Genomic DNA, 13,100 nt, shown 5'->3' with positions numbered 1-13,100 from the left:
TCACGCTTCGATGCTTTTTTTCAGCCTATGGAGCGTGGGGTAGAGCCGTCCAATCGAAAGATCTTACGGGGTGATAGGTGGTATCGATCACGGGTATTTTCTGAAGACGTGTTGGGCTGCCAGGTGCTTGCCACAGTATCTTCAGCGCCTATGAGATCGAGCGCCGCCCGCGCGGCGCTTCGCGGCACAAGGCCGCTCCCACATTTGTTTCGGGCCAGTCACTCCTGTGGGGGCACCTCTGTCCGCCTTGTTTGTTCCATTCGATATCGAACGGTACGCCACTGGACCCGATCAATCTCCAGCCATGCACCAAAGCTGCAACCCACCTGGCACAGTAATAACTGGCCCGAAACAAATGTGGGAGCGGGCCTTGTGCCGCGAAGCGCCGCGCGGGCGGCGCTCGATCTGATAGGCACTGAAAATGCTGCGCCAAGTGATAGAGGCCATCGATCAATCGGTCGGACAAAGCAATTTGACGGCCCTGCGCCCAAGTTATAGCTTGAATCGAGTCCCTACCCATTCGAGCGCGAACGTGGAACAGAACAGCCGGGCCCTGATCGACGGCTTCAACCGGAAAATCGACTACCTGCGGATGTCGGTCACCGACCGCTGCGACTTCCGTTGCGTGTACTGCATGGCCGAAGACATGCAGTTCCTGCCGCGCCAGCAAATCCTCAGCCTCGAGGAACTGTTCCAGGTGGCCGAGCGCTTCGTCGCCCTCGGCACCCGCAAGATCCGCCTGACCGGCGGCGAGCCGCTGGTGCGCCAGGGCATCGTCGACCTGTGCGGGCGCATCGCCGCCCTACCCGGCCTGCGCGAATTGTGCCTGACCAGCAACGGCTCGCAACTCGGGCGCCTGGCCCAGCCGCTGTTCGACGCCGGGGTCACGCGCCTGAACATCAGCCTCGACAGCCTGGACGCCGAGCGCTTCAAGCAACTGACCCGCACCGGCGACCTGCACCAGGTCATCGCCGGCATCGACGCCGCCCGCCAGGCCGGCTTCAAGCGCACCAAGCTCAACTGCGTGGTCCTCAAGGGCCGCAACGATCATGAACTGGTCGACCTGGTACGCTTTGCCATCGACCGCGAGCTGGACATCACCTTCATCGAAGAAATGCCCTTGGGCGTGATCAGCGAACATGAACGCGGCGAGTCGTTCTGCTCCAGCGATGAAGTACGTGCGCTGCTGGCCGAGCAGTTCACCCTGGTCGAATCGACCGAGTCGTCCCAGGGCCCGGCCCGCTACTGGCGCCTGGCCGAAGCCGCCAACACTCGGGTCGGCTTCATTTCGCCACACAGCCACAACTTCTGCGCCACCTGCAACCGCGTACGCCTCACCGTCGAAGGCCGCCTGCTGCTGTGCCTGGGCAATGAACACTCGGTAGACCTGAAGCAGGTGCTGCGCGCCCACCCCGGCAACCCCGAACGCCTGGAAAAGGCCATTCGTGACTCGCTGCACCTCAAGCCCTACCGCCATCATTTCGAAGTCGGTGGCGACGTGCAGATTCTGCGCTTCATGAACATGACCGGCGGCTAGGCAGCCGTCTCTGGATTTCCATGATCGTCCACCCCACCCCCGATGTGCTGCGTGTGCTGTTCACCCTCAAGGGTTCGATCGTCAAACGCATTGCCCTGCGCTGCCTGACGGTCACCCTGCTGGCCGCACTGATCGTGTTGGTCGAGCGGCATTTCCCGGCGTTTTTCTACCCGGTCAGCGCCACCCCGTTCACCTTGCTGGGCCTGTCGCTGTCGATTTTCATGAGTTTTCGCAACAACGCCTGCTATGACCGCTGGTGGGAGGGGCGCAAGGCCTGGGGCAAGCTGATCATCGAAACCCGTTCGTTCGTGCGCGAAAGCCTGGTGATTACCGACAAAACCCTGCGTGCCGAACTGTTGCGCAGCCTGTGCGGCTTTGCCCATGCGCTGAATGCACGGCTGCGCAGCGAGGACGAACTGACCGCCGCCCGGCCCTGGCTGGCCCGGCCCGAAGCGATCAGCCCGCACAACGTGTGCGACGCCATCCTGCGCGAAATCGGCGGGCACTGCTCGCGGCTGGCAACACAGCAGCAGATCAGTGACTGGCGCTACAGCCTGCTGGAGCAGCGGCTGGTGGGCCTGACCGAAGTGCAGGCCACCTGCGAGCGGATCAAGGGCACACCGTTGCCGTTCCCCTACACGCTGTTGCTGCACCGCACCATCTACATCTTCTGCCTGCTGCTGCCGTTTGCCCTGGCCGAGCCGCTGGGCTGGCTGGCGCCGCTGTTCACCACCATCGTGGGGTACACATTCTTCGGGCTGGACGCGATTGGCAACGAACTGGAAGACCCATTCGGGCGCGATGAGAACGACCTGCCGACCGATGCCATGGTGCGGACCGTGGAGCGCGATGTGCTGGCGGGGTTGGGGGAACAACAGCTACCGCCGGCGTTGTTGCCGGTGGACCATGTATTGAGCTGACTGAATGCAGTGGCCTGTGCCGGCCCTTTCGCGGGTAAACCCGCTCCCACAGGGCCCCCACAGGTTTCGAACCCTGCGCGGTACCTGTGGGAGCGGGTTTACCCGCGAAGAGGCCGGTACAGGAGAAAACTCAACCCCGGCTTGCACAGGCCTCGATCGGTTTCAGGTGCTTGACGAAGTTGCACGGCCGGTGCCGCGCATCCAGCTGCTCCGCCAGGATGCCCTCCCACGCCGTACGGCAGGCCCCGGTGGAGCCCGGCAGGCAGCACACCAACGTGCGGTTGGACAGCCCGGCCAGCGCCCGGCTCTGCACGGTCGAGGTGCCGATATCGAGAATCGACAGGGCCCGGAACAGTTCGCCAAAGCCATCGATGCGCTTGTCCAGCAGGCACTCGACCGCTTCCGGCGTGCTGTCACGCCCGGTAAAACCGGTACCGCCGGTGATCAGCACCACCTGCACCTGCTCGTCGGCAATCCAGGTGGCGACCTGGGCGCGGATCTTGTAAAGGTCGTCCTTGAGCAACGCCCGCGCCACCAGGCGGTGGCCGATCTCCACCGAGCGGCTGGCCAGCAGCTCACCGGAGGTGTCGTTGTCGTAGGTACGGGTGTCGCTGACAGTCAGCACGGCGATATTGAGCGGTACGAAGACCGCGTCGGGTTGGACGCGCACGGTGGGGCTCCTCGAGTGGCATTGCCGCCACGCTAGAGGCATGGCCCGGGGGCGTCCAATCGATATGGCGTACCGACTGATCAATGACATCTATCGCAGACGTGGGTTAAGGTCTGCATAACCCGATACCAGGCACTTCCATGGACATCAAGCAGCTCAAATTCCTCATCGCGCTCGACCAGACACGCCACTTCGGCCAGGCGGCGGCGCTATGCCATATCACCCAGCCGACGCTGTCCATGCGCCTGCGCAACCTGGAGGACGAGCTGGACCTGGTGCTGGTCAAGCGCGGCCAGCGCTTCGAAGGTTTCACCGAGGCCGGCGAGCGCATCCTGGCCTGGGCCCGTACGCTGCTCGCCGCCCACGACGGCCTGCAGGCCGAGGCCGCCAGCTGCCGCGGCCAGGTGGTCGGCAGCCTGCGCCTTGGCACGGTGCCGCTGGCCAGCTTCAACCCCATGCACCTGCTGCTGCCGCTGCGTGAAAAATACCCCGAGCTGCACTTCCAGATCAGCTCGCTCAGCTCGGAACAGGTCATCGACGGGCTCAGCCGCAACCAGCTCGACCTGGGCATCTGCTACCTGGACCAGGTCAACACCAGCTTCTTCGAAGTGATCGAACTGGGCACCACCACCATGGGCCTGCTGCACGATACCCGGCACTTCAAGTTCACCAGCGACACCCTGCGCTGGGACGAGCTGGGCGGCATTCCGCTGGGCCTGCTGAGCAAGGGCATGCACTACCGCCAGTCGCTGGACCTGAGTTTCCGCAGCCGTGGCCTGGAGCCGAATGCGGTACTGGAAAGCGACTCGAGCTTCCAGCTGATCCAGGCCATCAACACCGGCATGTGCTGCGCGGTCATGCCGCTGGACTGCGGCCTGGAAGACTTGAGCGAACACCTGCGCATCCTGCCGGTGGCCGACGCCGCCATCCACAGCCCGGTCGGCCTTCTGCTGCGCCGCAGCGAGCCGCGTTCGGCAATTGCCGAGCAGTGCTTCGATGAGGCACGGGCGCTGTTTCAGGCCAACTGATCGCTGGTTGCCTGGCGGTACTGGCGCGGGGTGAAGCCGGTCAGTTGCTTGAACTGGCGGCTGAAGGCGCTGTGGTCGGTATAGCCGCAGCACATCGCCACTTCAGTGATCGGTAGTTCCGAGTGCAGCAAACGGTGGGCGTGCTCCAGGCGCGCCTTGTGGATCATCTGCCGTGGCGTGAGGTGGAACACCCGCTTGCAGTAGCGCTCCAGCTGGGCCACGGAAATGCCGGCGATACGGGTCAGCTCGCCCATGCTGATCGGCTGGTGGAAATGCCGACGGATGTGCTCGTCCACCGCCGCCAGGCGCTGGTAGGCGGGGTGGCTGTCGGCGGCTGACTGCAAGTCGACCGAGATGCCGACCAGGCCGATGATCTCGCCGGCCTGGTTGTACAGCGGGCGCTTGTGGGTCAGGCACCAGCCAGGCTCGCGGCTGCCGTACAGGTGCAGCTCCAGCTGGTCTTCCAGCACCAGGCCTTCCTTGAGAACGCGACGGTCCTGCTCGGTGTAGCCGGGGCCCAGCTGTGCCGGGAACACTTCGGCACTGGTCTTGCCCAGCAGCGGTTGCAGGCGCTTGAGGCCACAGCGCTGGACCAGGGTGTTGTTGGCCAGCACATAGCGGGCGGCCGGGTCCTTGATGAAGATCGCGGCGTTGGGGATGGCGTCGAGGATCGGCAGCAGCAGGGACACACCGGCGAGCAGGACCTCGAGGTTGGCGGGGCGGTGCTGGTCGAGGGACTGGTACAGGGTTGCCAGGGGGGTGTCGGTCATCTGTCGGTTCTCTGTTGGCTGTGCCGGCCCTTTCGCGGGCACGCCCGCTCCCACAGGTCCCCCACAAATTTCGAAGCCTGTGCTGTACCTGTGGGAGCGGGCGCGCCCGCGAAGAGGCCAACGATACCCACATACCTCTACAGCCCTTGCTCGGTATGGCTTACAGCCTATCCACCACCCTGCCATCCCGCCATTTCTTTTTTGCAACTGTGCCGATTTCGTCATCCCCCCTGCAGAAAACCATCAAGAACCGCCGCCCCGATCGGTCCACTCTATGCCCCACGCAAGCCGCCCCAAGTCCTACAAGAGCGCGGCCCAAAAAGCCGCATCTCGTGACATCAGACCTGCCTATCCAATAACCAACAAAAAGGCGAACCCATGTCAGGCAAATTCAAAAAACAGTTGTCATTGCTGGACCTCACCTTCATCGGCCTAGGCGCCATCTTCGGCTCCGGCTGGCTGTTCGCCGCCAGCCACGTCTCGGCCATCGCCGGCCCGGCCGGCATCCTGTCCTGGTTTCTTGGCGGCTTCGCCGTACTGTTGCTGGGCATCGTCTATTGCGAACTGGGCGCCGCCCTGCCGCGTGCCGGGGGCGTGGTGCGCTACCCGGTGTACTCCCACGGCCCGCTGCTGGGCTACTTGATGGGCTTCATCACCCTGATCGCCTTTTCCAGCCTGATCGCCATCGAAGTGGTCGCTTCGCGCCAATACGCCGCCGCCTGGTTCCCCGGGCTGACCAAGGCCGGCTCCAGCGACCCGACGGTACTCGGCTGGCTGGTGCAGTTCGCCCTGCTGGGGCTGTTCTTCTTCCTCAACTACCGCAGCGTGAAAACCTTCGCCAAGGCCAACAACCTGGTCAGTGTGTTCAAGTTCATCGTGCCGCTGCTGGTGATCGGCGTGCTGTTCACCTTCTTCAAGCCGGAAAACTTCGAGGTCCAGGGCTTTGCCCCGTTCGGTCTGTCCGGCGTTGAAATGGCGGTATCGGCCGGTGGCATCATCTTCGCCTACCTGGGCCTGACGCCGATCATTTCGGTGGCCAGCGAGGTGAAGAACCCGCAACGCACCATCCCCATCGCGCTGATCCTCTCGGTACTGCTGTCCACCGCGATCTACGCCCTGCTGCAACTGGCCTTCCTCGGCAGCGTGCCGACCGAAATGCTGAGCAACGGCTGGGCCGCGGTGACCAAGGAACTGGCCCTGCCCTACCGCGACATCGCCCTGGCCCTGGGTGTGGGCTGGCTGGCCTATCTGGTGGTGGCCGACGCGGTGATCTCGCCCAGCGGCTGCGGCAACATCTACATGAACGCCACCCCGCGGGTGGTCTATGGCTGGGCGCAGACCGGCACCTTCTTCAAGTACTTCACCCGTATCGACGCCGAGTCCGGCATCCCGCGCCCGGCGCTGTGGCTGACCTTTGGCCTGTCGGTGTTCTGGACCCTGCCGTTCCCGTCCTGGGAAGCGCTGATCAACGTGGTTTCCGCCGCCCTGGTACTGAGCTACGCCGTGGCCCCGGTCACCGTCGCCGCCCTGCGCCGCAACGCCCCCGACATGCCGCGCCCGTTCCGGGTCAAGGGCATGGGCGTGCTCGGCCCGCTGTCGTTCATCATCGCCGCGCTGATCGTGTACTGGTCGGGCTGGAAAACCGTGTCGTGGCTGCTGGCCCTGCAGATCGTGATGTTCGTGCTGTACCTGCTGTGCGGCCGCTTCGTGCCGACCCAGCACCTGTCGCTGGCCCAGCAAGTGCGCTCGTCGGCGTGGCTGATCGGCTTCTACGCGGTGACCATCCTGCTGTCGTGGCTGGGCAGCTTCGGCGGCCTGGGAGTACTCGGCCACCCGTTCGACACCGTGGTCGTGGCCGCTTGTGCGCTGGGCATCTACTACTGGGGCGCTGCCACCGGCGTGCCTGCCCACCTGGTGCGCCTGGAAGGTGAGGACGAAAGCGAAGCCTCCTCCGAAAGCTGCCCAGGCCAGCGCCCTGCCGCCGTCGCCTCCTGACCCACTCTCGAATGGATATGCCCATGAAACACGTTCACGTCATCGACTCGCACACCGGCGGGGAACCGACCCGCCTGGTGATGAAAGGCTTCCCGCAACTGCATGGCCGCAGCATGGCCGAGCAGCGCGACGAGCTGCGCGAGCTGCACGACCAGTGGCGCCGCGCCTGCCTGCTGGAACCACGTGGCAACGATGTGCTGGTCGGTGCGCTGTACTGCCCACCGGTATCGGCCGACGCCACTTGCGGGGTGATCTTCTTCAACAATGCTGGCTACCTGAACATGTGCGGCCACGGCACCATCGGTCTGGTCGCCTCGCTGCAGCACCTGGGCCTGATCGCACCGGGCGTGCACAAGATCGATACCCCGGTCGGCCAGGTCAGCGCCACCCTGCATGAAGACGGCGCCATAACCGTCGGCAACGTGCCGTCCTACCGCTACCGCCGGCAGGTGCCGGTGGACGTGCCCGGCCATGGCCTGGTGCGTGGCGACATCGCCTGGGGTGGCAACTGGTTTTTCCTCGTCTCCGAACACGGCCAGCGCATCGAGCTGGGCAACCGCGAGGCGCTTACCGAATACACCTGGGCGATGCTCAAGGCCCTCGAAGCCCAGGGCATCACCGGTGAAAACGGTGCCCCCATCGACCACGTCGAACTGTTCGCCGACGACGCCAACGCCAACAGCCGCAACTTCGTGATGTGCCCCGGCAAGGCCTACGACCGCTCGCCCTGCGGCACGGGCACCAGCGCCAAGCTGGCCTGCCTGGCCGCCGACGGCAAGCTCGACGAAGGCCAGACCTGGGTACAGGCCAGTATCACCGGCAGCCAGTTCCAGGGCCGCTACGAGCGCGACGGCGAACGCATTCGCCCGTTCATCACCGGCCGCGCCTACATGACCGCCGACAGCACCCTGCTGATCGACGAACAGGACCCGTTCGCCTGGGGCATCTGACCCCGGCTTTTTCCAAAAAATCGAATATCGCGAGGAGTGACAACAATGACCAACAACATCTTCACCGGCACCATGCCCGCCCTGATGACCCCCTGCACCGCCGAGCGCAAGCCGGACTTCGACGCCCTGGTGCGCAAGGGCCGCGAGCTGATCGAGGCCGGCATGAGCGCCGTGGTGTACTGCGGCTCGATGGGCGACTGGCCGCTGCTGACCGAAGCCGAGCGCCAGGAAGGTGTAGCGCGCCTGGTGGCCGCCGGCATCCCGACCATCGTCGGTACCGGCGCGGTGAACACCCGTGAGGCGGTATCCCACGCCGCTCATGCGGCCAAGGTTGGCGCCGCCGGCCTGATGGTCATCCCCCGCGTGCTCAGCCGCGGCGCCTCGCTGATTGCCCAGAAGCACCACTTCTCGGCCATCCTTGCAGCCGCGCCGAAGCTGCCGGCGGTTATCTACAACAGCCCGTACTACGGCTTCGCCACCCGCGCCGACCTGTTCTTCGAACTGCGCAGCGAGTTCCCCAACCTGATCGGCTTCAAGGAGTTCGGCGGTGGCGCCGACCTGCGCTACGCCGCCGAGCACATCACCTCCAAGGATGACGACGTGACCCTGATGGTCGGCGTCGACACCCAGGTGGTGCATGGCTTCGTCAACTGCAACGCCACCGGCGCCATCACCGGCATCGGCAACGCCCTGCCGCGTGAGGTGCTGCACCTGGTGAGCCTGAGCAAGCAGGCGGCCAAGGGTGATGCCAAGGCCCGCCGCCTGGCGCGTGAGCTGGAGGCGGCGCTGGCGGTGCTGTCGTCGTTCGATGAAGGCTGCGACCTGGTGCTCTACTACAAGCACCTGATGGTGCTGAACGGTGACAGCGAATACAGCCTGCACTTCAACGAGACCGACGTGCTGACCGACGCCCAGTGCAACTATGCCGAGCAGCAGTACGCGCTGTTCCGCAACTGGTACGCCAGCTGGTCGGCTGAGCAGAACATCGCCTAAGCAGCCACTGCTTTCTCTGTGGGAGCGGGCATGCCCGCGAAGCAGGCGACTCGGTGCCTGGCACCGGCTTTGCCGGTGTTCGCGGGCTCGCCCGCTCCCACAGGTTTGGTGCGAGGCTCAGAAAGTGCCCGCTCCCACAGGGTAAGCAGTACACCCTTGCAACTGCATGTAATTTCCAAAGGAGGCTCCATGACCCTCACAGGCAACCTGCTGATCGGCCAGACGCCGGTAACCGGCAGCCGCGACGCCATCCGTGCCATCGACCCGGCCACCGGCCAGGCGCTGGAACCGGCCTACCTCGGCGGCACCGGCGAACACGTGGCCCAGGCCTGCGCCCTGGCCTGGGCGGCGTTCGATGCCTACCGCGAAACCTCGCTCGAGCAACGGGCACAATTCCTCGAAACCATCGCCACGCAGATCGAAGCGCTGGGCGATGCCCTGATCGATCGCGCCGTGGCCGAAAGCGGCCTGCCCAAGGCGCGCATCCAGGGCGAACGTGGCCGCACCTGCACCCAGCTGCGCACCTTCGCCCGTGTGGTGCGGGCCGGCGAATGGCTGGACGTGCGGGTCGACAACGCCCTGCCTGAGCGCCAGCCCCTGCCGCGTGCCGACCTGCGCCAGCGCCAGGTGGCCCTGGGGCCGGTGGCGGTATTCGGCGCCAGCAACTTCCCATTGGCCTTCTCGGTGGCCGGTGGCGACACCGCCTCGGCCCTGGCCGCCGGTTGCCCGGTGGTGGTCAAGGCCCACGGCGCCCACCCGGGCACCAGCGAGCTGGTCGGCCAGGCAGTGGCAAAGGCCGTGAAGCAGTGCGGCTTGCCGGCCGGTGTGTTTTCGCTGTTGTACGGCTCTGGTCGTGAAGTGGGCATTGCGCTGGTCAGCGACCCGCGCATCAAGGCCGTTGGCTTTACCGGCTCGCGCAGCGGTGGCATGGCGCTGTGCCAGGCGGCCCAGGCCCGCCCGGAGCCGATCCCGGTGTACGCCGAAATGAGCTCGATCAACCCGGTGTTCCTGTTCGACACCGCCCTGCAGACCCGCGCCGAGGCACTGGCACAAGGCTTCGTCGCCTCGCTGACCCAGGGTGCCGGCCAGTTCTGCACCAACCCCGGCCTGGTGATTGCCCGCCAGGGGCCGGCGTTGCAGCGTTTCATCGACGCCGCCAGCGAACACGTGCGCCAGGCTGCGGCGCAGACCATGCTCACCCCGGGCATCTTCAGTGCCTACCAGGCCGGTGTCGGCGCCCTGGCCGCAAACGCCAATGCCCAGGCCGCCGCCAGTGGCCAGGCCGGGCAAGGCCCCAACCAGTGCCAGGCGCAGCTGTTCGTGACCCAGGCCGAAGCGTTCCTCGCCGACCCGGCGTTGCAGGCCGAAGTCTTCGGCGCGGCGTCGCTGGTGGTGGCCTGCGCCAACGCTGAGCAAGTCCGCCAGGTGGCCGAGCATCTGGAAGGCCAACTGACCGCTACCCTGCAACTGGACGATGCCGACATCGACAGCGCCCGCGCCCTGCTGCCGACCCTTGAGCGCAAGGCTGGCCGCATCCTGGTCAATGGCTGGCCGACCGGTGTAGAGGTATGCGACGCGATGGTCCACGGCGGGCCGTTACCGGCCACCTCCGATGCCCGTACCACTTCGGTGGGCACGGCGGCGATCCTGCGCTTCCTGCGCCCGGTGTGCTACCAGGACTTCCCCGATGCCCTGCTGCCGCAGGCGCTGAAACACGGCAACCCGCTGCAACTGCGGCGCCTGCTCGACGGTAAACGGGAAGGCTGAGCATGGTCGAAACCGCTGAAACCGATATCGCCGTGGTCGGCGCCGGCATTGTCGGCGTCGCCTGTGCCCTGCAACTGGCCCGCCAAGGCCGCCGGGTAACCCTGGTCGACCGCCAGGCACCCGGCCAGGGCGCGTCCTACGGCAACGCCGGGCACCTGGCCACCGAGCAGGTATTCCCGATTGCCGACCTGTCGATTCTCAAACGCCTGCCGCGCATGCTGCTGGACCCGATGGGCCCGCTGCGCCTGGACTGGAAGTACCTGCCCAAGGCCATGCCGTGGTTCACCCGCCTGCTGCTCAACCTGCGCCCGGGCCCGTTTCAGCGCAGCGTGGCCGGCATCCGCACGTTGAACGAAGGCAGCCTGGGTGCCTGGCAGCGGCTGCTGGGTTCGATCGGGCGTAGCGAGCTGTTCCAGGAAGATGGCTCGTTGCTGGTGTTCGAGCGGCCGGAGTCGCGCCAGGCCCTGGAGGCCTTGCGCGCACGCATGCAACAGCAGGCGGTGCCGGTGGACTTCTGGTCGGCCGACACCGTGCGCGAGGCGGCGCCGCAACTGAGCCCGTCGTTGCAGGGTGGGCTGTTCTTCCCACGTACCGGGCACTTCATCGACCCCTACCGGGTGGTGTGCGAACTGTTCGAAGCGGCCAAGGCCAGTGGCGTGCGCTTTGTACAGGCGCAGGTCGATGGCGGGCGGCTGCACAGCGGCGGGGTCAGCCTGGCCAGCGACCAGGGCACGCTCGATGCCCGCCAGGTGCTGATCAGTTGTGGCGCGCATTCTGCGCGGTTGACCGGCGCGCTGACCGGCAAGCAGGTGCCGCTGGACACCGAGCGCGGCTACCACCTGATGTTGCCTGGCGAGCATCAGCGTTTGCCGTTTGCAGTCACATCGTTGGAGCGCAAGTTCATCATGACGCCCATGGCCGAGGGCTTGCGCCTGGCCGGCACGGTGGAATTCGCCGGGCTGGACGCGCCGCCGAGCATGCAGCGGGCGTGGCAGTTGCACCGCTTGAGCAAGGGGTTGTTCCGGAGGGACCTGAGTGTTGAGGGAGCGACGCCGTGGATGGGCTTCCGGCCTTCGTTGCCAGATTCATTGCCGGTGATCGACCGGGTGTGTGATGGGCGGGTGCTGTTGGCGTTCGGGCATCAGCACCTGGGGTTGACCCAGGCGGCGGTGACGGCGGAATGGGTGGGGCGGTTGGCTGACAGGGAGAGTGGGGCTGATATGGCGGCTTACCGGTTGGATCGGTTCTAGATTCGGGGGCCGCTGTGCGGCCCTTTCGCGACACAAGGCCGCTCCTACAGGGGACCGCGTACGCTTGTAGGAGCGGCCTTGTGTCGCGAAAGGGCTGCGCAGCAGCCCCCGGCATCACTCAGCGATAACGCTCGAGCCAGTGCGCATACGGCGCCGGCAAGGTCCAGGAGGCTTTCTCCACGCCCAACTCCTTGGCCGCAAAGTAAGCCCAGTGCGGGTCTGCCAGGTGCGCACGCCCTACCGATACCAGGTCCAGCTGGTTGGCCTGCAGCGCAGCTTCCGCCAGTTGCGGCGTACCAAACCCCCACGCCGAGGTCACCGGCAGCTTCGCCTCACGACGCACGCGCTCGGCAATCGGCCCCATGAACGCCGGGCCCCACGGGATCTTGGTGTCGGGAATGGTGAAGCCGACACTCACGCTCAGCAGGTCGAGGCCGCCAGCCTTGAAACGGCGCGCCAGTTCGATCGACTCTTCCAGGGTCTGCTCATCGCGGCCGTCGTATTCCAACACACCAAAGCGCGCGGTCAGTGGCAGGTTCTCTGGCCATACCTCACGCACCGCTGCCAGGGTTTCCAGCAAGAAGCGGCTGCGGTTGTCGAAGCTGCCACCGTAGGCGTCGGTACGCTTGTTGGAGTGTTCGGAGAAGAAGCTCTGGCCCAGGTAGCCATGGGCAAAGTGCAGCTCGATCCACTCGAAACCGGCATCGCGCGCACGGCGGGCGGCATTGACGAAGTCCTGCTTGACCCGGGCGATGTCGTCCAGGGTCATCTCGCGCGGCACTTGTGGCAGGTGCGCGCCGAAGGCGATGGCGGACGGGGCGATGGTTTCCCAGCCGCGGGCGTCGTCGGCGGCAATGTGGTCGTCACCTTCCCACGGGCGGTTGGCGCTGGCCTTGCGCCCGGCGTGGGCAATCTGGATACCCGGCACGGAACCGGCGGCCTTAATTGCCTGCACCACCGGCACGAAAGCCTGGGCGTGGGCATCGCTCCAGATACCGGCGCAACCGGGGGTGATGCGCCCTTCCGGTGCCACGGCAGTGGCCTCGACCACCAACAGGCCAGCACCGCCACGGGCCAGGCCGGCCAGGTGCACGTGGTGCCAGTCGTTGATCATGCCGTCCTCGGCCATGTACTGGCACATCGGCGGAATGGCAATGCGGTTGCGCAGGGTGACGTCCTTGAGGGTATAGGGTTCGAACAAGGCGGACATGAGCAAGCTC

11 protein-coding genes are annotated in these 13,100 nt (G+C 65.8%); 8 read left to right on the top strand and 3 right to left on the bottom strand.

Features of this window, described 5'->3' with window-relative positions:
• Nucleotides 1-532 precede the first annotated feature (532 nt).
• Complete coding sequence (gene moaA, locus ACGLHT_RS21345) at nucleotides 533-1,537, top strand: GTP 3',8-cyclase MoaA (RefSeq protein ID WP_075046042.1); 1,005 nt, start codon at nucleotides 533-535, stop codon at nucleotides 1,535-1,537.
• Nucleotides 1,538-1,557: 20 nt separating this feature from the next.
• Nucleotides 1,558-2,457, top strand: a complete 900-nt coding sequence (locus tag ACGLHT_RS21340) for a bestrophin family protein (RefSeq protein ID WP_274120821.1) — start codon at nucleotides 1,558-1,560, stop codon at nucleotides 2,455-2,457.
• Between the two features lie 130 nt (nucleotides 2,458-2,587).
• Here ACGLHT_RS21340 and moaB read toward each other — a convergent pair whose 3' ends face one another.
• Nucleotides 2,588-3,127, bottom strand: coding sequence for a molybdenum cofactor biosynthesis protein B (gene moaB / locus ACGLHT_RS21335; protein ID WP_003259533.1), 540 nt, complete (start codon nucleotides 3,125-3,127; stop codon nucleotides 2,588-2,590).
• Nucleotides 3,128-3,267: 140 nt separating this feature from the next.
• Here moaB and ACGLHT_RS21330 point away from each other — a divergent pair, with 140 nt between their 5' ends.
• The gene (locus ACGLHT_RS21330; protein WP_137164639.1) at nucleotides 3,268-4,155 is read left to right on the top strand and encodes a LysR family transcriptional regulator; all 888 of its coding nucleotides are present in this window, start codon (nucleotides 3,268-3,270) and stop codon (nucleotides 4,153-4,155) included.
• On the opposite strand, the gene ACGLHT_RS21325 is transcribed toward ACGLHT_RS21330, so the two are convergent.
• On the bottom strand, nucleotides 4,143-4,925 hold the full coding sequence (locus ACGLHT_RS21325; protein ID WP_137164640.1) for an AraC family transcriptional regulator: 783 nt from the start codon (nucleotides 4,923-4,925) through the stop codon (nucleotides 4,143-4,145). The genes ACGLHT_RS21330 and ACGLHT_RS21325 overlap by 13 nt on opposite strands.
• A gap of 378 nt (nucleotides 4,926-5,303) precedes the next feature.
• Between ACGLHT_RS21325 and ACGLHT_RS21320 the strand changes: the two genes are divergently transcribed.
• The 5 genes from ACGLHT_RS21320 to ACGLHT_RS21300 all read left to right on the top strand — a co-directional run bounded on the left by ACGLHT_RS21320 (nucleotide 5,304) and on the right by ACGLHT_RS21300 (nucleotide 11,880).
• A complete protein-coding gene (locus ACGLHT_RS21320) occupies nucleotides 5,304-6,920 on the top strand; it encodes an APC family permease (RefSeq protein ID WP_137164642.1) in 1,617 nt (538 codons plus the stop codon).
• 23 nt (nucleotides 6,921-6,943) lie between these two features.
• Complete coding sequence (locus tag ACGLHT_RS21315; protein WP_274079739.1) at nucleotides 6,944-7,870, top strand: 4-hydroxyproline epimerase; 927 nt, start codon at nucleotides 6,944-6,946, stop codon at nucleotides 7,868-7,870.
• Between the two features lie 45 nt (nucleotides 7,871-7,915).
• Nucleotides 7,916-8,863 (top strand): dihydrodipicolinate synthase family protein, encoded by a 948-nt coding sequence (locus ACGLHT_RS21310; protein WP_274079740.1) that lies wholly within the window; start codon nucleotides 7,916-7,918, stop codon nucleotides 8,861-8,863.
• Between the two features lie 189 nt (nucleotides 8,864-9,052).
• A complete protein-coding gene (locus ACGLHT_RS21305; RefSeq protein WP_274120822.1) occupies nucleotides 9,053-10,630 on the top strand; it encodes an aldehyde dehydrogenase (NADP(+)) in 1,578 nt (525 codons plus the stop codon).
• Between the two features lie 2 nt (nucleotides 10,631-10,632).
• Complete coding sequence (locus tag ACGLHT_RS21300; protein ID WP_085692564.1) at nucleotides 10,633-11,880, top strand: FAD-binding oxidoreductase; 1,248 nt, start codon at nucleotides 10,633-10,635, stop codon at nucleotides 11,878-11,880.
• A 118-nt stretch (nucleotides 11,881-11,998) separates the two neighbouring features.
• Here ACGLHT_RS21300 and xenA read toward each other — a convergent pair whose 3' ends face one another.
• Nucleotides 11,999-13,090, bottom strand: coding sequence for a xenobiotic reductase XenA (xenA, locus tag ACGLHT_RS21295; protein WP_137164646.1), 1,092 nt, complete (start codon nucleotides 13,088-13,090; stop codon nucleotides 11,999-12,001).
• Nucleotides 13,091-13,100: the final 10 nt, after the last annotated feature.

This window comes from Pseudomonas sp. PsB, from assembly GCF_043658375.1.
GTDB classification, from domain to species: Bacteria; Pseudomonadota; Gammaproteobacteria; order Pseudomonadales; family Pseudomonadaceae; genus Aquipseudomonas; species Aquipseudomonas putida_Z.
This window is presented reverse-complemented; position numbering and strand designations above follow the sequence as displayed.